The organism is Hydrogenophaga sp. Root209 (assembly GCF_001428625.1).
Taxonomy (GTDB): Bacteria; Pseudomonadota; Gammaproteobacteria; order Burkholderiales; family Burkholderiaceae_C; genus Hydrogenophaga.
This window is the reverse complement of sequence record NZ_LMIE01000001.1, coordinates 119470-137263: the sequence shown is the minus strand read 5'-3', so window position 1 is coordinate 137263 and position 17794 is coordinate 119470. Positions and strand designations below refer to the sequence as shown.

Here is a 17794-nt window from a genome sequence, read left to right as displayed (position 1 = left end):
ATGTCCTGAGCAGAAGCCCTGACGACGGCAATGCCTTTATTATGCAACTAATAATGTTGCATGAAAAAGAGCAGTCAACTTTCAGACGTCCTGCATGTGCTGCTGCACATGGCAGAACACGATGGGCCCGCCACCTCCGAGATGCTGGCCACGGCGATGCAGACCAACCCGGTGGTGCTGCGCCGGCTGATGTCTGGCCTGCGGCAGGCCGGCTTCGTTGCTTCAGCCAAGGGTCATGGCGGCGGGTGGGTGCTGTCCTGCGAGCTGGACCGCATCACCTTGCGCGACGTTCACGAGGCGCTGGGCGCACCGGCGCTCGTGTCGCTCGGGTTTCGCGAGGACCGGCCAACATGCCTGGTTGCTCAAGCGGTTCAAGAATCGCTCAGCGGCGCCGTGCTGGCGGCCGAGGCAGTTTTGTTGAAGCGTCTCGGCGCGGTGACGTTGGCCACGCTGTCCAACGACTTTCACCAGCGAATGGCGCACCACCGGGCAACCGGAGGATCTGGTCCGCACCATCTCGGAGGGCATGCTCATGAAGCGGGTTGACTTCGCCATCATTGGCGGCAGCTACGCCGGACTCTCTGCAGCCCTGCAACTGGCGCGCGCGCGCCGTGACGTTCTGGTGGTGGATGCGGGTCAGCGGCGCAACCGCTTTGTGGATGAGGCGGGCGAGACTTCACACGGATTCCTGTCGCAAGATGGTCGCGCGCCCGGCGAGATCGCCGCTGACGCCAGGCAGCAACTGATGCGCTATGCAACGGTGCGCTGGATGGACGGTGTCGCGGAACAGGCCTGGGTTGAGCCTGACGGTCGGTTGGCGTTTCGCGTCGGCGAAACCAGGATCAGCGCCGCCCGACTGATCCTCGCCACCGGTGCGCGCGACGAGCTGCCACCGATTCCGGGTCTGGCAGAGCGCTGGGGGCGCAGTGTGTTCCATTGCCCGTACTGTCACGGATACGAGATGGATGCGGGTCGCATCGGCATCGTGGCCACTTCGTCATTGGCCCATCACCATGCCGTCATGCTGCCGGACTGGGGCGCCACCACGCTCTTCCTGAATGGGGCCTATTCACCGAACGAGGACGAACTCGCGGTGTTGGCGCGTCGAGGCACCCAGCTTGAGCGCACGCCGATCGAACGCATCGAAGGCCTCGCCGACGTGGTGCTCAAAGACGGTCGCAAGCTCCCGATGAACGGACTCTTCACGCAGCCGCGGACGACGATGAGCAGTCCATTGGCCGAGCAACTGGGGTGTGCCATGGACGAGGGTCCGATGGGTCCGTTCATCAAGACGGGTGAGGCGCAGGCCACCAGCATTCCCAACGTCTTTGCGTGTGGAGACGCCGCCCGGGCGGCGGGCAACGTGGCGTTGGCGGTGGCCGATGGCGTGATGGCAGCATTTGGAGCGCATCGGGCCTCCATGTTCTGAACCTCAGGCCCGGGTGTCCAGCAGCGTGCCCAGCATGCGGTCTTCCGTCTGCACCGCGCGCAGGTTGGCGGCGAAGCTGTAGAGGCTCACGCGCTGGCCCACCAGGTCTTCGGCGAGTCGGTCAAAGGGTGCTGACACCTCGGTCTCCCGACCGATCTGTGCGTCCACACCGCCCGAGTCGGGCCGCGCCGTCTGTACCGTGACCTGGCGCCGGAAGTCCGGTGTCTGCACGTTGGCCACGTTGTGGGCGTGGGAGTCCAGCTTGAGCTGCGCGGCGCGCATGCCGCTCAGGCCGATGGCGACGGCCGAGGTGCCTGAGGAGACGGACATGGACATGGTGGGCGTGGTGCTGGAGGGCGGATGGGCGCGGATCTCAACAGGCATATCGACCGGCACAGCGGCAACTTGAGCCCTTGGCCGACACAAGCGCCGCCCCTCTGCGAAAATCCTGTGCATGAACGCGACCAACACCACCGAACTCATGCACACCCTGGGCCAGCAGGCCAAGGCGGCCTCGGCGCTCATGGCCAAGGCCAGCGCGGCCACCAAGCAGCGCGCCTTGCTCGGCCTGGCCGCCCTGCTGCGCGCCAACGTGGACGCGCTGCAGGTGGACAACGCCAAGGACCTGGAGCGCGCCCGGGCCGCCGGCCTGGCCGAGCCGCTGGTGGACCGCCTCAAGCTCACGCCCAAAGTGATCGAGACCTGTGCCCAGGGCTGCGAGCAGCTCGCCGCCATGCCCGAGATCATTGGCGACATCACCGGCATGAAGCAGATGCCCAGCGGCATCCGGGTGGGCCAGATGCGGGTGCCGATCGGCGTGTTCGGCATGATTTACGAGAGCCGGCCCAACGTGACCATCGAGGCCGCGTCGCTGTCCATCAAGAGCGGCAACGCGGCCATCCTGCGCGGCGGCTCCGAAGCCATCGAATCCAACCGCGCCCTGGCCGCGCTGGTGCAGCGCGCGATGGTCGATGCCGGCCTGCCGGCCGATGCGGTGCAGCTCGTGACCACCACCGACCGCGCCGCCGTGGGCCATCTCATCACCATGCCGCAGTACGTGGACGTGATCATCCCGCGCGGCGGCAAGGGCCTGATCGAGCGCATCAGCGCCGAGGCCAAGGTGCCGGTGATCAAGCACCTGGACGGCAACTGCCACACCTACGTGGACGACCCCTGCGACGTGGCCATGGCGGTGACCGTGGCCGACAACGCCAAGACGCAGAAGTACAGCCCCTGCAACGCCACCGAAAGCCTGCTGGTGGCGCGCGCCGTGGCGGCCGACTTCCTGCCCAGGATCGGCGCGATCTTCGCGGCCAAGGGTGTGGAGATGCGCTGCTGCCCGGACGCCAAAACGATCCTGGCCGCCGTGAAAGGCGCCCAGTTGAAGGAAGCGACCGAGCAGGATTGGTCCGAGGAATACCTGGCGCCGGTCATCAGCATCAAGCTGGTCGAGGGTGTGGACGAGGCCATTGCCCACATCAACCACTACAGCAGCCACCACACCGACGCCATCCTCACCACCGACCACATGCACGCCCAGCGGTTTTTGCGCGAGGTGGATTCGGCCAGCGTCATGGTGAATGCGAGCACCCGCTTCGCCGATGGTTTCGAGTTCGGCCTGGGTGCCGAAATCGGCATCTCCACCGACAAGTTTCACGCGCGCGGGCCGGTGGGTGTGGAGGGGCTGACTTCGCTGAAGTACGTGGTGCTGGGCGAGGGTGAAGTTCGGGGCTGATGCCAGACCGGGAGGAAGATGTCCATGTGCCGCAACATCAAGACCCTGTTCAACTTCGAGCCGCCCGCCACGGAGCTGGAGATTCGCGACGCCGCGCTGCAGTTCGTGCGCAAGCTCAGCGGATTCAACGTGCCCTCACAGGCCAACGAGGCCGCCTTCGAAAGGGCGGTGGAGCAGGTGGCTGGCACGGCGAGGGAATTGATCCACTCGCTGCGCACCACCGCCGCCCCGCGTGACCGCGACGTGGAGGCGGCCAAGGCCCGCGCCCGCACGGCCGCCCGCTTCGGGCCTGCCCGGTAAGACCACTGGCGGTTCCGGCCAGAAGGTCGCGCGAAAGAAGCCGGGCAAGCAGGTGTCTTTGCCTTGAAATGGGTGTCATACGGCCCCATTACACTGACTACCCCCACCCGTTGCCACCGCAGGCCTTTTCCCTATGGTTCCCCACCTCGTCACCGCCCTGACCGGCCCCATCAACGAGCTTGAGCAGCGCATTCTCGAGTCCACACCGGTGATCGAGCGCTGGTTCCGGCTGGAGTGGATGGAGCACACGCCGCCGTTCTACACCTCGGTGGACATTCGCAACGCCGGCTTCAAGCTCGCGCCGGTGGACACCAACCTCTTCCCCGGTGGCTGGAACCACCTCACGCCCGAGATGATTCCGCTGGCGGTGCAGGCGGCCATGGCCGCGATCGAGAAGATCTGCCCCGAGGCCAAGAACCTGCTGCTGATCCCCGAGAACACGCGCGACACCTTCTACCTGAGCAACCTGGCTCAGCTGCAGCGCATTTTCTACATGGCCGGCCTCAACGTGCGGCTGGGCTCCATGTCCAACGACATCAAGGTGCCCACCACCATCGAGCTGCCGGGCGGCGAAAAGGTGGTGCTGGAGCCGCTGATCCGCAGCAAGCGGCGCCTGGGCCTGAAGAATTTCGACCCCTGCACCATCCTGCTCAACAACGACCTCAGCGCCGGTGTGCCCGGCATCGTGGAAGACCTGCACGAGCAGTACCTGCTGCCCCCGCTGCACGGCGGCTGGCCCACGCGGCGCAAGAGCAACCACTTCAAGGCGTACGAGGAGGTGTCCAAGCGATTCGGCAAGCTGCTGGGCATGGACCACTGGCTCATCAACCCGATGTTCAACCAGTGCGGCCAGGTCGACTTCAACACCGACGCCGGCCGGGAGTGCCTGCGCAGCAACACCGACGCGCTGCTGGGCAAGATTCGCCGCAAGTACAAGGAATACGGCATCAACGAGAAGCCATTTGTCGTCATCAAGGCCGATAACGGCACCGGCGGCATGGGCATCCTCACCGTGCGCGACGCCAAGGAGCTGGACAACCTTTCGCCCAAGACCCGGGAACGCATGGCCGTGGCCCAGGGCGGGCAGGCGGTGCATGAGGTCATCATCCAGGAAGGCGTGTTGACCAACGAGCGCATCAACAGCGCGGTGGCCGAGCCGGTGGTCTACATGATGGACCGCTACGTGGTGGGCGGTTTCTACCGCGTGCACGCCGACCGTGGCGTGGACGAAAACCTCAACGCGCCCGGCTCCAGCTACGTGCCGCTGGCCTTCGAGCAAAGCGCTCAGCTGCCGCAGCCCGGTGTGAAACCCGGCGCCAGCGTGCCCAACCGCTTCTACATGTACGGCGTGATCGGCCGACTGGCCATGCTGGCCGCCAGCTACGAGCTTGAAGCCACCGACCCGGACGCCGAGGTCTACGAGTGAGTTGCTGCGGCGCAACATAAGCGCCGCGAAGGCACTTTAGAGCCCGGGGCCGACAGACACGGGCCCCAAGGGGGGCGCAAAATCGCGATCCCCAGACAACCTGCCCCGCGCCGCAAGGCCGGGGTTGTTTTGTGTCAGCAACCAAATCGTCTCTCACAGCGCTCACCCTGGGCGCCATCGGTGTGGTCTATGGCGATATCGGCACCAGCGTGCTGTACGCCGTCAAGGAGGTCTTCGGATCCGGCCACGTCCCGTTCACCCACGCCAACGTCTACGGTGTGTTGTCCATCCTGTTCTGGACGCTCACCGTCATCGTCTCGCTCAAGTACGTGGTGCTGGTGCTGCGCGCCGACAACCACGGCGAAGGCGGCCTGATCGCCATGCTGGCGCTGGCCTCCACCGCGGTGAAAGACCGGCCCGAACTGCGCCAGACGCTGCTGGCCATCGGCATCTTCGGCACCGCGCTGTTTTACGGCGACGGTGTCATCACCCCGGCCATTTCGGTGTTATCTGCGGTCGAGGGTCTCGAAGTCATCTCCCCCGCCTTCCGCCAGTACGTGGTGCCGATCACGCTGGTGGTGCTGTTCGCGCTGTTCGCGGTGCAAAAGCGCGGCACCGGCGGCATCGGCAGGTTCTTCGGTCCTATCACCGTGGTGTGGTTCGTCACCATCGCGGGCCTGGGCGTGGTGCAGATCGTGGACCACCCCGAGATCCTGGCCGCGCTCAGCCCGCACCACGCACTGCGCTTCATGTGGCAGCAGCCGGGCACCACCTTCATCATCCTGGGCGCCGTGGTGCTGTGCGTGACGGGGGCTGAGGCGCTTTACGCCGACCTCGGCCACTTCGGCAAGAAACCGATCCGCCTGGCCTGGTTTCTGGTGGTCATGCCTTGCCTCACGCTGAACTACTTCGGCCAGGGCGCGCTGCTGCTGGCACGGCCCGAGGCGGTGAAGAACCCGTTCTTCAACATGGCGCCCGACTGGGCGCTGCTGCCGCTGGTGCTGCTGGCCACCATGGCGACCGTCATCGCCTCGCAGGCGCTCATCACCGGCGCCTTCAGCGTGACCAAACAGGCCATGCAGCTGGGTTACCTGCCACGCCTGCATGTGCAGCACACCAGCGAGCACGACACCGGCCAGATCTACATGCCCTTCGTCAACTGGGGCCTGTTTGCCGCCATCGTGCTGGCGGTGGTGATGTTCAAGTCGTCGACCAACCTGGCGGCGGCCTACGGCATCGCGGTCACGCTGGACATGCTGATCACCACCGTGCTCACCTTCTACGTGATCCGCTACGGCTGGAAGTACCCGCTGTGGCTGTGCGTGGCCGCCACCGGCTTCTTCTTCATGGTGGATTTGGCGTTCTTCACCTCCAACCTGCTCAAGTTGTTCGCCGGCGGCTGGTTCCCGCTGCTCATCGGCGGCCTGGTGTTCATGCTCATGATGACCTGGAAGCGCGGGCGCAGCCTCATGGGGGAGGCCCAGCAGGCCGAGGCGCTGGACCTGCCGAGCTTTCTGGAGGCGGTGTTCGTGAGCCCGCCGGTGCGCGTGTCGGGTACCGCGGTGTTTCTCACCGCCGAGCCGGGCAACGTACCCAACGCCATGCTGCACAACCTCAAGCACAACAAGGTGCTGCACGAGCAGAACCTGTTTGTGACCGTGCGCAGCCACGAGGTGCCCTGGATCGCGCCAGGACAACGCTTGCAGATGGAACCATTGGGGCATGACTGCTGGGCCGTGACGCTGAACTACGGCTTCAAGGACGAGCCCGACGTGCCCAAGGCGCTGCAGCTCATGCGGGGTCACGGCTGTGCCATGGAGCCCATGACGACCAGTTACTTCCTGTCGCGCGACGTCGTCACGCCCACGCTGGGCGGCGGCATGGCGCCCTGGCGCGAAAAGCTGTTTGCCCAGATGCACCACAACGCCAGCGCGGCCGCGCAGTTCCTGCACCTGCCGAACAACGCGGTGATCGAGTTGGGTTCGAAAATAGAGATCTGAAGCTGTCCTGCACGCCCCCCCTCCGTTCGGGCTGAGCCTGTCCTTCGACAGGCTCAGGATGATCGGAGCACAAGCCCTCGCCAGCACCTTTGCAAGCCCTTCGACAGGCTCAGGGCGAACGGAAGCTGGGGCGCACTGGGCAAAATCGCCCGATGCCATTCTTCAAAGACCTCAACCTCTCAGCCGCCACCGCCGGCTTCGTCGCGGTGCTGGTGGGTTTCACCAGTTCGGTGGCCATCGTCTTCCAGGCCGCACAGGCCTTCGGTGCCACGCCGGCGCAGATCACCTCGTGGATGTGGGCGCTGGGCCTGGGCATGGGCCTCACCTCGGCCATTCCCTCGCTCGTCCTCAGGCAGCCGGTCATGGTGGCCTGGAGCACGCCCGGTGCCGCCGTGCTGGCCACGGCCGGCATCGCGGGGGGCTTCTCCATGGCCGAGGCCATCGGCGCTTTCCTGGTGTGCGGGGCCCTCATCACTGTGGCGGGCGCCACCGGCTGGTTTGAGCGCGTGATGAACAGGATCCCCATGGCGATTGCAGCTGCCTTGCTCGCCGGCGTGCTGGCGCGCTTCGGACTGCAGGCCTTTGCCGCCGCGCAAACCGCACTGGTGCTGGTGGTGCTCATGCTGCTGGCCTACCTGCTCGGCCGTCGCCTGGCGCCGCGCTACGCGGTGGTGATCACGCTGGCGGTGTCGGTGGCGTATGTGGTGCTGCGCGGCCAGTTCAACGCCGGCTCGCTCACGCTGGAGCTGGCCCGACCGGTGTTCACCATGCCGGTGTTCACACTGGCCGCCTTCACCAGCCTGGCGCTGCCGCTGTTCGTGGTCACCATGGCCTCACAGAACCTGCCCGGCGTGGCCGCGATCCGGGCAGCGGGCTACAACATGCCGATCTCCAGAATCATCACGCTCACCGGCGTGGCCACGCTGCTGCTCGCGCCCTTTGGCGCGTTCGCGCTCAACCTCAGCGCCATCACCGCCGCCATCTGCATGGGCCCCGAAGCGCATCCCGATCCGAAGAAGCGCTACACCGCCGCCGTGACTTGTGGCGCCATTTACGTGCTGATCGGCCTGTTCGGCGCGGCCGTCACGGGCCTGTTGATCGCTTTCCCGCGCGAACTGGTGCTGGCCATCGCCGGCATCGCGTTGCTGGGCAGCATCGGCGGTGGGCTGCACGCGGCCTTGAAGGACGACACGCACCGCGAAGCCGCGCTCATCACGTTTCTCGTCACGCTCAGCGGCGTGGTGATAGCCGGTATCGGCTCGGCCTTTTGGGGTGTGGCGGCCGGCGCCCTTGCGCTGTTTGTGCAACAGTACGGCCTTCGTCAGAAAAGCAAGCCATGAACATCCTTTTTGTCGCCGACCCGCTGGTCACCTTCAAGACCTACAAAGACACCACCTTCGCCATGATGCGCGAGCTGCAGAAGCGCGGCCACACGCTGGCGGCCTGCGAGCCGCAGCACCTGCAGTGGCAGACCGGTCAGCCCGTGACCGCGTTGGTGCGCCGCATCGAGCTGACCGGCGCGGCCGACGACTGGTACCGCGTGCTGCACCAGGGCCGCGAAGCCCTGCACACGTTTGACGCCGTGCTCATGCGCAAGGATCCACCGTTCGACAGCGAATTTTTCTACGCCACGCACCTGCTGGAGCAGGCCGAGCGCGAAGGCGCGAAGGTGTTCAACAGCCCGCGCGCGCTGCGCGACCACCCGGAAAAACTCGCGCTCATGGAGTTCGCCGCGTACGCACCGCCCACGCTGGTGACGCGCTCGCCCGAGGCCATCCGCCATTTCCACGCCGAGCACAAGGACATCATCCTGAAGCCGCTCGACGGCATGGGCGGCATGGGCATCTTCCGCGTCGGCCCCGACGGCATGAACCTGGGCTCCATCACCGAGACGCTCAACCAGGGCGGCGCCGTGAGCGTGATGGTGCAGGCCTACCTGCCGGCCATCGTGGACGGTGACAAACGCCTGCTGCTCATTGCCGGCAAGGTCGCGCCCTTCGTGCTGGCGCGCATTCCTCAGGGCAGCGAGTTGCGCGGCAACCTGGCGGTGGGTGGCAAGGGCGTGGCCCAGCCCCTGAGCGACACCGACCGCGCGATCGCCGAGGCCATCGCGCCTGTGCTGGCCGCGCGCGGCCTGCTGCTGGTGGGGCTGGACATGATCGGCGACAAGGTGACCGAGATCAACGTCACCAGCCCGACCTGCTTCCAGGAAATCCAGCAGCAGACGGGCTTTGATGTGCCGGCGATGTTTGTGGATGCGCTTGAAGCAGCCATGGCATGAGCGAAGAAGACAACGCAGCGGCCGACGCGCCGGCTCAACCCAGGAACCCGCTGCACGGGTTGACGCTGGAAGCCATCGTCACCGCGCTCGCGGACCACTACGGCTGGGAAGAGCTCGGCCAGCGCATCCCCGTGCGCTGCTTCAACGTCGATCCCAGCGTGGGTTCGAGCCTGCGTTTCCTGCGCAAGACACCGTGGGCGCGCGAAAAGGTGGAAGGCCTCTACCTGTTCATGCTGCGCGAGGAGCGCCGGGCCGGCCGGGGTTGAGCCGCGCTCAGTGCGCCGTGGCCTTGGAGAACACGTTGAGCACCACCACCCCGGCGATGATCAGGCCCATGCCGATCAGACCGGCCGCGTCGATGCGTTGACCGTAGAGCAACCAGGCCACCGCGGTGATCAGCACGATGCCCAGGCCCGACCAGACCGCGTAGGCGATGCCCACCGGCACGCTCTTGAGCACCCCCGCGAGGCAGTAAAACGCCACGCCATAACCCACCACCACGATCAACGAAGGCACGAGCCGCGTGAAACTCTCGCTCGCTTTCAAAGCGGTGGTGCCGATCACTTCGGCCACGATGGCCAGTCCGAGCATCATCCAGGCGTTCAATCGGTGGTCTCCTTGGGTACGGCATTTTTCGGGGAACGAGGACTCTGCCACAGGAAGGGGCGGTTTGTCCCCCTGATGGACTCTGTTGGAGCAGTGGCGTACGCTGCGTGCTCAACTCTTCAGGAGTCACATCATGACGAGCAAGAACACCATCTGCCTGTGGTACGACGGCGCTGCCCTGGACGCCGCCAACTTTTATGCCCAGACGTTCCCGGACAGTGCGGTGGGCGCCGTTCTGCATGCGCCGGGCGACTATCCGGACGGCAAGCAGGGGGATGTGCTGACGGTCGAATTCACCGTGGCCGGCATTCCCTGCCTCGGGCTGAATGGCGGCCCGATGTTCAAGCACAACGAAGCTTTCTCTTTTCAGATCGCGACCGACGACCAGGCCGAGACCGACCGCTTGTGGAACGCGGTCGTGGGCAACGGCGGCCAGGAAAGCGCGTGCGGCTGGTGCAAGGACCGTTGGGGCGTGTCATGGCAGATCACCCCGCGTGCCCTCATCGCGGCCATCACCGACCCCGATCGCGCGGCGGCCAAACGCGCCTTCGACGCGATGATGACCATGCAGAAGATCGACATCGCGGCGATCGAGGCGGCACGGCAGGGCAAGAGCCCGCCGTGAAGCGCGGTCAGTGCACCGTCGCGCTCATGGCGCGGATGGCCTCCGTGCGCACCGGCACAGCGTAGCAGAGCGGTGCCAGCGCGGCCTGGATGCGTGCCATCTGCGCCTGGCTGACGAGGCTGCCCAGCATGGTCTGGAAGCGCGGCTCCAGCGTGCCGGACACGATGTACTGCCAGCGGTAGGCTTTCAGCAGCGTGGCGTTCACCTGCTCGGCGCGCTCGCCTTCCGCTGCCATGCCGCTGACGTTCAGGAAGTACGCCGCATCGGCCTTGGCCTGGGCCTGCAGGATGCCGTCGACGCCGCCGACCAGCGCGATCAGGTCGTCCACCGCCGCATCGCGCTGTGCATCGGACGCCAGCTTGGCGTCTTCCCGCGCCCACTCCAGCTCGTCGATGATCGCGTGCTGAGACTCTTCCCGCCAGTGGAACAGAAACACGTCCTTGAACAACGGCGACAGGCCTTCGGCGGCATCGATGCTGGCGCGGTAATGTGCCTGCGAGAACAGTTCGATGTGGCAGGTGAGCGCCAGCACGGCCCAGGTGCTCTTGCCCAGCACGAACGCGGCCACGTCGTTGGGCGACACGTCGAAGCGGTAGCCCGCCGGCATGTCGGCGCCCACCAGCAGTTCGATGCGGCGGAACAGTTCCTGGTGCTTCAGCTCTTCGTCGGTGAAGCGCACGATGGCTTCCAGCGCGGTCTGGTCGCCGAGCCAGTGGTCGCGGCTTACCTCCAGCATCTTCGCGCTGATGAAGCGCTCGACCAAGCCGAACATGTTGGCGTAGGTGCGGCCCTGCACCTGGCTCAGGAAGCAGTGCTCGGTCGGGCTCAGGAAAGGCAGCTCGTCGGCCAGCGACAGCCCGTCAGGCAGGAAGGTGTGGGCCAGGTCGAAATGGCGGCCGCGGATCACGTCGCGGTCGATGTCCCAGCGGATGCGTTTGGAGACCTCGATGGTCTTGGCGTAGCGCGGGATGTCCAGGGGGGTGGGGTGGGTTTCCATGGTGTTTCCTCTCGGTGGAATCCGTCGAATCGACGTGAACGAAGGATTCCCCGCCGCGCGTGCCGGCGCATGGGGCGGATGTCCCAAGCCCCCCGTCGGGGGGAAATCGCAGGCGCTCAGGCATGGGACGAAGGACCCAGGCGCGAGACAATGGCGCATGCCCGCCGTTCCGAGCCCCCCCTGGAACCTGCGTCAGAGCCTGCGCTTCTGCAGCGCGGCCGACGGCACCCGCATCGCGATCGCGTCGATCGGGTCGGGCCCGCCGCTGTTGCGCGCCGCGCACTGGCTGAGCCATGTTGAACACGATCTGCACAGCCCCGTCTGGCGGCCCTGGCTGGCCGAGTTCGCGCGCGACCACCAGTACATCCGCTACGACCAGCGTGGCTGCGGCCTGTCCGACAGCTCGGTGGCCGACTTCTCGCTCGACGCCTGGGTTGGCGACCTCGAGGCCGTGGTCGACAGCCTGGGCTTGCGCCGCTTTCCGCTGATTGGCATGTCGCAGGGCGGTGCGGTGGCCATTGCCTACGCCGTGCGCCACCCCGACAAGGTGTCTCACCTGGTGCTGCCCGGTGCCTACGCGCGCGGTGCGCTGCGGCGCGCCACGAGCGACGCCGAGCGGCTGGAGGCCGAGACGCTGGTCAACCTCATCCGCCTGGGCTGGGGTCGCGACAACGACGCCTTCCGCCAGGTGTTCACCAACCAGTTCATCCCCGGCGGCACGCCAGCGCAGCACCAGTGGTGGAACGAACTGGAGCGCCTGACCGCGAGCCCCGAGAACGCCGCGCGCACGCTCGAGGCGTTTCACCGCGTCGACGTGACCGAGCTCGCGCGCCAGTTGCGCGTGCCCACGCTGGTGCTGCATGCGCGTGGTGATGCGCGGGTGCCCTTCGACGAAGGGCTTCGGCTGGCGGCACTGATCCCGGGGGCGCGTTTTGTGCCGCTGGACAGCGACAACCACGTGCTGCTGGACACCGAGCCGGCGTGGCCGGTGTTTCTGACCGAACTGCGCGGATTCCTGGGCACCGCGCGGGACGATGCCACCCCGCGCAGCGGCGATGCCGCGCTGACACCGGCCGAGCGCGAAGTGCTGCGTCTCGTGGCGCTCGGCCTGGACAACCCGGCCATCGCGCAGCAGTTGAGCAAGAGCGAAAAGACAGTGCGCAACCAGGTGTCGAGCATCTTCGACAAGCTGGGCGTGCGCACGCGGGCCGAGGCCATCGTTTACGTGCGCGACCGGGCGACCTGAGTCGCATGCGGCTGCGAGCGCGGCCGCTCAGAGCTTCTCCGTCTCTCCCACCTTGGGCTGCCACTTCATCAGCCGCTTCTCGATCTTGCCCACCACCGCGTCGAGCACCAGTGCGAACGCCGTGAGCACCACGATCCCGGCCATCACAGTGTTGATGTCAAAGCTGCCTTCGGCCTGCAGGATCAGGTAGCCCACGCCCTGGCTGGAGCCGAGGTATTCGCCCACCACCGCGCCCACGAAGGCCAGGCCCACGCTGGTGTGCAGCGAACTGAACACCCAGCTGGTGGCGCTGGGCAGGTACACGTGGCGCAGCAGCTGCTTCTGGCTCGCGCCCAGCATGCGCGCGTTGGCCAGGATCACCGGGCTCACTTCCTTCACGCCCTGGTAGACGTTGAAGAACACGATGAAGAACACCAGCGTCACGCCCAGTGCCACCTTGCTCGCGATGCCCAGGCCGAACCACACCGCGAAGATGGGCGCGAGGATGATGCGTGGCATCGAGTTCATGGCCTTGATGTAGGGCTCCAGGATGGCCGAGGCCATGGGCGAGAGCGCCAGCCACAGGCCACCGCCCAGACCGCCGAGCGCCCCGATGGCAAAGGCCAGCACGGTCTCGGTGAGGGTCACGCCCAGGTGCTTGTAGATGTCGGCATCGGTGACGAACCAGGCCCAGATGCGCTCGGTCACGCGCAATGGTTCGCCGAAGAAGAACGCGGCCTGGCGGTCGTTCTCGAACATGAAGTTCGGCAGCAGGCCTGGCGTGGTCATGGCGTACCAGAACACGATGAGCGCCACCAGCAGACCGATCTGCCACAGGCGCAGGGTCTTCGGCTGCGGTTTGATGAGGTTCCACATGGCTCAGGCCACCTTCAATTGTTGCTGGTAGCCCTTGAGCACCTCTTCGCGCATCACCGCCCAGATGGCGGCGTGCAGTTCGATGAAGCGGGCGGTGGTCTTGATCTCGGCCACGTCGCGCGGGCGCGGGATGTCGATGCTGAATTCACCGATGGGGTGGCTGGCCGGGCCGGCGCTGAGCACCACCACACGGTCGCTCATCGCAATCGCCTCATCGAGGTCGTGCGTGATGAACAGCACCGCTTTCTTTTTGGCCGCCCACAAATCCAGCACCTCGTTTTCCATCAACTGGCGCGTCTGGATGTCGAGCGCGGAAAACGGTTCGTCCATCAGGATGATGTCGGGGTCGAGCACCAGCGTCTGCGCGAGGCTCGCGCGCTTGCGCATGCCGCCGCTCATCTGGTGCGGGTAGCGGTCGCCGAAGCCGCCCAGGCCAACGCGGCGCAGCCAGTCCTCGGCCTGCGTGCGCGCGTCGGCATCAGACACACCACGGAACGACAGACCGGCCATCACGTTGCCCAGCGCGGTGCGCCAGGGCATCAGGCTCTCGGTCTGGAACATGTAGCCCGCGCGGGTGTTGATGCCGGCCAGCGGCGCCCCGAACACGTTGACCGTGCCAGTGCTCGGCGAGAGCAGGCCGGCCGCGACGTTGAGCAGCGTGCTCTTGCCACAGCCTGTGGGGCCCACCACGCTCACGAATTCACCAGCGCCCACGGTCAACGTCACATCGCGCACGGCGGTGTAGCGCTGGCCGGGGTCGTCCTTGCTGATGAAAGTGCAGGACACGCCCTGCAGATCGATCGCTGGACTCGTCACTTCAGCCTTTCGGGTACTTGGCGTTCGCTTTCTGGACGAAGGCGTTGGTGTAGACCGCGCTCAGATCGAGCTTGGCGGCCGCCAGCTTCTCGTCCACGCTGGCCAGCGCGCGGAAGGCCGTGTCGGCGCCCTTGGCCGGGAAGCTGCCATCGGGCGACAGCGCGCCCTTGGCGGCCATGAAGGCGTCGATGTAGACCGCGCGATCGCCGAGCAGGAAGCCCTCGGGCACGACCTTGATGATGTCGCCCGCACCCGCGGCCTGGATCCACTTGTTCGCCCGCACCATCGCGTTGGTCAAGGCTTGCGCGGTGTTGGGGTTCTTGTCCAGGAAGGGCTGGGGCGCGTACAGGCAGCCCGCGGGCATGGGGCCGCCGAACACCTTTTCGGACTCGGCGACGATGCGCGTGTCGGAAATGATCTTCATGTCGCCCGATCGCTGCAGCAGCGTGACCACGGGGTCGAGGTTGCTCATGGCGTCGATCTGGCCCGAGCGCATGGCGGCCACAGCGCCACTGCCCGCGCCCACGCCGACGATGCTCACGTCGCTCGGCTTCAGGCCGGCTTTGGCCAGCACGAAGTTGACCATCACATTGGTCGAGCTGCCCGGCGCGGTCACGCCGATCTTCTTGCCTTTGAGGTCGGCGATCGTTTTGTAGCCGGCCATGGTCTTGGGGTTGACGCCCAGCACGATCTGCGGCGCCAGGCCCTGCAGCACGAAGGCGCGCATGGGCTGGCCCTTGAACTGCATGTTGACCGTGTGCTCGAACGCGCCCGAGACCACGTCGGCGCTGCCGCCCACCACCGCGGCCAGCGCGCGCGAGCCGCCGGCGAAGTCGGCAATCGTCACGTCCAGACCCTCGGCCTTGAAGTAGCCCAGTTGCTCGGCGATGGTCAGCGGCAGGTAGTACAGCAGGTTCTTGCCGCCCACGGCGATGGTGACCTTGGGCTTCTCGATGCCTTGCGCGAACGCGAATGGGGGCAGGGCCGCGACGGCGAGGCCGCCGACCACGAGGTGTCGTCTTTGCATGTCTTTGTCTCCAGGGGGTTGTTGATATGAGCCGACCGGCGCACGCGACGCAGGGGAGCAACGATCATAGTAGCCGGGGGGGTACCCTCGCGCCACCCGGGAAATCACGGCAACGGCAAACCGTCCACAAACACCTTGAGCTCGTCGGGCTCGAAGGCGGCCCACTGCTCGTTGCTGGTCAGCGGCGTGGTCACCACCACGGCAGCGCGGTCGCCGGGGTGGTTGAGGTCGGCGAAGTTCACGGTCCAGTCCTGGTCCATCAGCGTGGCCTGCGCAAACGGATGCTGACGCACCAGCCAGTGCAGCCTGGTGCTGCAGTGTGCCCACAGCGCCTCGCCGTTGGAGAGCAGGAAATTGAAGGAGCCGAAGCGGCGTACTTGCGGCAGGAGCTCGCGCAGCGTGAGGGTGAGTTCTTCCACACTGGGCAGTCCGGCATGCGACTTGGCCAGCTCCTGCATCAGCCAGCAGAAGGCGCGCTCGCTGTCGGTGGTGCCGACCGGGCGGAAGTGGCTGTGCAGGTGGGGGAAATAGTCCTTGAGGTCGCCGTTGTGCGCGAACACCCATTGGCGGCCCCAGAGCTCGCGCACGAAGGGGTGGGCGTTTTCCAGCGACACCTCGCCGATGGTGGCCTTGCGCACGTGGGCAATGATGTTGCGGCTCTTGAGCGGGTAGCCCTGCAGGAAGGTGGCCATGGGCGACTGGGAGGCACTGGCGTGGTCAACGAACAGGCGCAGGCCCTTGCCTTCGAAGAACGCAATGCCCCAGCCATCGGCGTGGTGGTCGGTCTTGCCGCCGCGCTGGCAGAAGCCGGTGAAGCTGAACGACGCGTCGGTGGGGGTGGCGCAGTTGAGGCCCAGAAGCTGACACATGATGGCTATTTTGAACTCTTCGTGTCTGGCGGCGTGCGAAGTTTCAGCGCTGCGATCACCGCCAGCGCGCAAATTGCGGCGAGCATCAGGAAAGTTTCGCCAAACGCGGCCATGCGCGCCGGGCTGGTGGTGCCGGTGTCGAGCATCGCGCCATGCGCGGCCACGCGCCATTCGAGCACGATGCCGCACAGGCTCACGCCGGCCGCGCCGCCGAGCATGCGCAGGAAATTGATGACGCTGGAGCCCTGCGGGATGTGGCCGCGGTCCAGCGAGCGCATGGCGCCGATGTTGAGCGAGGGCAGGATGAAGCCCAGGCCGATGCGCCCCAGGATCGCCCAGGTGATGAGCAGCGGGATGATCTGCGCCGGGCGGCCGAGGTCGATGGTGACCATGAGCGCGAACGACGCGGCCAGCAGCACCAGGCCGATGCTCACCAGCCGGTGCGTGGGCTGCCGGTCGGCCAGCCGGCCCACCATGGCGATGGTCACCGCCAGCACCAGGCCCGCCGGCAGCAGGATGGTGCCCACGTACGAGGCCGACAGGCCCAGGCCCATCTGCATGTAGACCGGCAGCAGGTAGGTGGAGCCGAACAACGCGATGCCGTAGATGAAGGCCACGATGCTGCCCATGGCGAAGCGCCGGTCCTTGAAGAGCGAAAGGTTCATGAGCGGGTCCACGCCCTGATCGGGGTGGCGCTGGCGGCGTTTCAGCGTGCGCCGCTGCAGCACGACGAAGGCCACCAGCAGCAACGCTGCGCCGCCCAGCAAAACCGCTGCGCTCAGCACCGTGCCGCCCTGCAACTCCACCAGGCCATTGAGCAGGCACAGCGTGCCGACGGCGGCCAGCAGCAGGCCGCGCCAGTCCAGGCCTGCGCCTTGCGGGTTGGCCGCGAGTCCGCCCGGCGAGGTGGTGGGCACGAAGCGCCGCGCCAGCCACAGCGAGGCGATGCAGAACGGCACCACCATGAAAAAGATCGAACGCCAGCCAAAACCGTCCACCAGCACGCCACCGATGCTGGGGCCGATCGCGGGGGCCAGCACCACGCCCATGCCGAAGATGCCGCTGGCGCGGCCCTGCTCGTGCGGCTCGAAGGCGCGCAGGATGATGATGGCCGGGATCGGTTGCACCACGCCGGCGGCCAGGCCCTCGGCCACGCGTGCGGCCAGCACGAGTGGAAACGAGTTGGCGAACCCGCCAGCCACGCCACCGGCCAGCAGCAGCCACATGCAACCGGCGTAGGTGCTGCGGTAGCCGTAGCGCGCGAGCAGCCAGGGCGTGGTGAGCATGGAGACCGTCATGGCCGCCATGAAGCCCGAGGATGCCCACTGGGCGCGCTCCTGGCCGAGCGTGAAGTGCTGGCTCATGTCGGGGATGGCCACGTTGATGATGGTCGACGACATGATCGAGGCCATGGTGCCCACCATCACCGAGAGCAGCAACAGCCAGCGGTAGCGCTCGCCGTAGCGCGCGCGCATCGCGGGCAGGGTGTTGTCGCTGGAGGGTGGGTTCATGAGCGGAGGTGCGGGGGCGGCGATCAAGCTTAGCCGTTTTGTGTCGCCGGATTCGGCGGGGCTGCGGTGGC

General features: G+C 66.6%; 19 protein-coding genes. 11 read left to right on the top strand and 8 right to left on the bottom strand.

Going from position 1 to position 17794, the window contains the following annotated elements; genetic code table 11:
- The first annotated feature begins 60 nt into the window (after nt 1–60).
- Together ASE11_RS00710 and ASE11_RS00705 are read left to right on the top strand one after the other, a co-directional pair.
- Complete coding sequence (locus tag ASE11_RS00710; protein WP_056264341.1) at nt 61–546, top strand: Rrf2 family transcriptional regulator; 486 nt, start codon at nt 61–63, stop codon at nt 544–546.
- Entirely contained in the window at nt 533–1429 is an 897-nt protein-coding gene (locus tag ASE11_RS00705; protein WP_056264338.1) for an NAD(P)/FAD-dependent oxidoreductase, read from the top strand. The genes ASE11_RS00710 and ASE11_RS00705 overlap by 14 nt, the downstream gene beginning before the upstream one ends.
- A gap of 3 nt (nt 1430–1432) precedes the next feature.
- On the opposite strand, the gene ASE11_RS00700 is transcribed toward ASE11_RS00705, so the two are convergent.
- Entirely contained in the window at nt 1433–1759 is a 327-nt protein-coding gene (locus tag ASE11_RS00700; protein ID WP_056265552.1) for a hypothetical protein, read from the bottom strand.
- A 124-nt stretch (nt 1760–1883) separates the two neighbouring features.
- On the opposite strand from ASE11_RS00700, the gene ASE11_RS00695 reads away from it, so the two are divergent.
- The 7 genes from ASE11_RS00695 (at nt 1884) to ASE11_RS00665 (ending at nt 9437) form a co-directional block, all read left to right on the top strand.
- A complete protein-coding gene (locus ASE11_RS00695; RefSeq protein ID WP_056264335.1) occupies nt 1884–3164 on the top strand; it encodes a glutamate-5-semialdehyde dehydrogenase in 1281 nt (426 codons plus the stop codon).
- Between the two features lie 24 nt (nt 3165–3188).
- Complete coding sequence (locus ASE11_RS00690; protein WP_056264331.1) at nt 3189–3464, top strand: DUF2277 domain-containing protein; 276 nt, start codon at nt 3189–3191, stop codon at nt 3462–3464.
- 133 nt (nt 3465–3597) lie between these two features.
- On the top strand, nt 3598–4890 hold the full coding sequence (gene gshA / locus ASE11_RS00685) for a glutamate--cysteine ligase (protein ID WP_056264329.1): 1293 nt from the start codon (nt 3598–3600) through the stop codon (nt 4888–4890).
- A gap of 131 nt (nt 4891–5021) precedes the next feature.
- Nucleotides 5022–6890: a potassium transporter Kup gene (locus ASE11_RS00680; protein WP_056264327.1), complete on the top strand. Its 1869-nt coding sequence runs from the start codon at nt 5022–5024 to the stop codon at nt 6888–6890.
- Between the two features lie 152 nt (nt 6891–7042).
- Entirely contained in the window at nt 7043–8230 is a 1188-nt protein-coding gene (locus ASE11_RS00675) for a benzoate/H(+) symporter BenE family transporter (protein WP_056264326.1), read from the top strand.
- Entirely contained in the window at nt 8227–9171 is a 945-nt protein-coding gene (gene gshB / locus ASE11_RS00670; RefSeq protein ID WP_056264323.1) for a glutathione synthase, read from the top strand. The genes ASE11_RS00675 and gshB overlap by 4 nt, the downstream gene beginning before the upstream one ends.
- Nucleotides 9168–9437 (top strand): VF530 family DNA-binding protein, encoded by a 270-nt coding sequence (locus tag ASE11_RS00665; protein ID WP_056264320.1) that lies wholly within the window; start codon nt 9168–9170, stop codon nt 9435–9437. Before gshB ends, ASE11_RS00665 begins: the two co-directional genes overlap by 4 nt.
- A 7-nt stretch (nt 9438–9444) precedes the next feature.
- Here the strand turns inward: ASE11_RS00665 and ASE11_RS00660 are convergent, their stop codons facing one another.
- Entirely contained in the window at nt 9445–9765 is a 321-nt protein-coding gene (locus ASE11_RS00660; protein ID WP_056264316.1) for an SMR family transporter, read from the bottom strand.
- Nucleotides 9766–9910: 145 nt separating this feature from the next.
- Between ASE11_RS00660 and ASE11_RS00655 the strand changes: the two genes are divergently transcribed.
- Complete coding sequence (locus ASE11_RS00655) at nt 9911–10402, top strand: VOC family protein (RefSeq protein WP_056264312.1); 492 nt, start codon at nt 9911–9913, stop codon at nt 10400–10402.
- A 7-nt stretch (nt 10403–10409) separates the two neighbouring features.
- Here the strand turns inward: ASE11_RS00655 and ASE11_RS00650 are convergent, their stop codons facing one another.
- Nucleotides 10410–11399 (bottom strand): hypothetical protein, encoded by a 990-nt coding sequence (locus ASE11_RS00650; RefSeq protein WP_056264308.1) that lies wholly within the window; start codon nt 11397–11399, stop codon nt 10410–10412.
- Between the two features lie 157 nt (nt 11400–11556).
- Between ASE11_RS00650 and ASE11_RS00645 the strand changes: the two genes are divergently transcribed.
- Nucleotides 11557–12645 (top strand): alpha/beta fold hydrolase, encoded by a 1089-nt coding sequence (locus ASE11_RS00645; RefSeq protein ID WP_056264304.1) that lies wholly within the window; start codon nt 11557–11559, stop codon nt 12643–12645.
- A gap of 27 nt (nt 12646–12672) precedes the next feature.
- Here the strand turns inward: ASE11_RS00645 and ASE11_RS00640 are convergent, their stop codons facing one another.
- The 5 genes from ASE11_RS00640 to ASE11_RS00620 form a co-directional block, all read right to left on the bottom strand.
- Nucleotides 12673–13413, bottom strand: a complete 741-nt coding sequence (locus ASE11_RS00640; protein ID WP_414842421.1) for an ABC transporter permease — start codon at nt 13411–13413, stop codon at nt 12673–12675.
- A gap of 90 nt (nt 13414–13503) precedes the next feature.
- The gene (locus ASE11_RS00635; protein ID WP_056264298.1) at nt 13504–14316 is read right to left on the bottom strand and encodes an ABC transporter ATP-binding protein; all 813 of its coding nucleotides are present in this window, start codon (nt 14314–14316) and stop codon (nt 13504–13506) included.
- Nucleotide 14317: 1 nt separating this feature from the next.
- Nucleotides 14318–15343 (bottom strand): ABC transporter substrate-binding protein, encoded by a 1026-nt coding sequence (locus tag ASE11_RS00630; protein ID WP_056264295.1) that lies wholly within the window; start codon nt 15341–15343, stop codon nt 14318–14320.
- A 104-nt stretch (nt 15344–15447) separates the two neighbouring features.
- Nucleotides 15448–16212, bottom strand: coding sequence for a class II glutamine amidotransferase (locus ASE11_RS00625; RefSeq protein ID WP_056264292.1), 765 nt, complete (start codon nt 16210–16212; stop codon nt 15448–15450).
- 5 nt (nt 16213–16217) lie between these two features.
- Nucleotides 16218–17723 carry an MFS transporter gene (locus tag ASE11_RS00620; protein WP_056264288.1) on the bottom strand — a complete coding sequence of 502 codons (1506 nt, stop codon included), beginning with the start codon at nt 17721–17723 and terminating at the stop codon, nt 16218–16220.
- Nucleotides 17724–17794 lie beyond the last annotated feature (71 nt).

Coding starts and splice junctions, on each gene's coding strand:
- ASE11_RS00640 (WP_414842421.1), bottom strand. CDS start 13,413: ATGACCACGCCAGGCCTGCTGCCGAACTTCATGTTCGAGAACGACCGC.
- ASE11_RS00660 (WP_056264316.1), bottom strand. CDS start 9,765: ATGATGCTCGGACTGGCCATCGTGGCCGAAGTGATCGGCACCACCGCT.
- ASE11_RS00655 (WP_056264312.1), top strand. CDS start 9,911: ATGACGAGCAAGAACACCATCTGCCTGTGGTACGACGGCGCTGCCCTG.
- ASE11_RS00625 (WP_056264292.1), bottom strand. CDS start 16,212: ATGTGTCAGCTTCTGGGCCTCAACTGCGCCACCCCCACCGACGCGTCG.
- ASE11_RS00675 (WP_056264326.1), top strand. CDS start 7,043: ATGCCATTCTTCAAAGACCTCAACCTCTCAGCCGCCACCGCCGGCTTC.
- ASE11_RS00705 (WP_056264338.1), top strand. CDS start 533: ATGAAGCGGGTTGACTTCGCCATCATTGGCGGCAGCTACGCCGGACTC.
- ASE11_RS00700 (WP_056265552.1), bottom strand. CDS start 1,759: ATGTCCGTCTCCTCAGGCACCTCGGCCGTCGCCATCGGCCTGAGCGGC.
- ASE11_RS00620 (WP_056264288.1), bottom strand. CDS start 17,723: ATGAACCCACCCTCCAGCGACAACACCCTGCCCGCGATGCGCGCGCGC.
- ASE11_RS00665 (WP_056264320.1), top strand. CDS start 9,168: ATGAGCGAAGAAGACAACGCAGCGGCCGACGCGCCGGCTCAACCCAGG.
- ASE11_RS00695 (WP_056264335.1), top strand. CDS start 1,884: ATGAACGCGACCAACACCACCGAACTCATGCACACCCTGGGCCAGCAG.
- ASE11_RS00630 (WP_056264295.1), bottom strand. CDS start 15,343: ATGCAAAGACGACACCTCGTGGTCGGCGGCCTCGCCGTCGCGGCCCTG.
- ASE11_RS00645 (WP_056264304.1), top strand. CDS start 11,557: ATGCCCGCCGTTCCGAGCCCCCCCTGGAACCTGCGTCAGAGCCTGCGC.
- ASE11_RS00650 (WP_056264308.1), bottom strand. CDS start 11,399: ATGGAAACCCACCCCACCCCCCTGGACATCCCGCGCTACGCCAAGACC.
- ASE11_RS00690 (WP_056264331.1), top strand. CDS start 3,189: ATGTGCCGCAACATCAAGACCCTGTTCAACTTCGAGCCGCCCGCCACG.
- ASE11_RS00710 (WP_056264341.1), top strand. CDS start 61: ATGAAAAAGAGCAGTCAACTTTCAGACGTCCTGCATGTGCTGCTGCAC.
- gshA (WP_056264329.1), top strand. CDS start 3,598: ATGGTTCCCCACCTCGTCACCGCCCTGACCGGCCCCATCAACGAGCTT.
- gshB (WP_056264323.1), top strand. CDS start 8,227: ATGAACATCCTTTTTGTCGCCGACCCGCTGGTCACCTTCAAGACCTAC.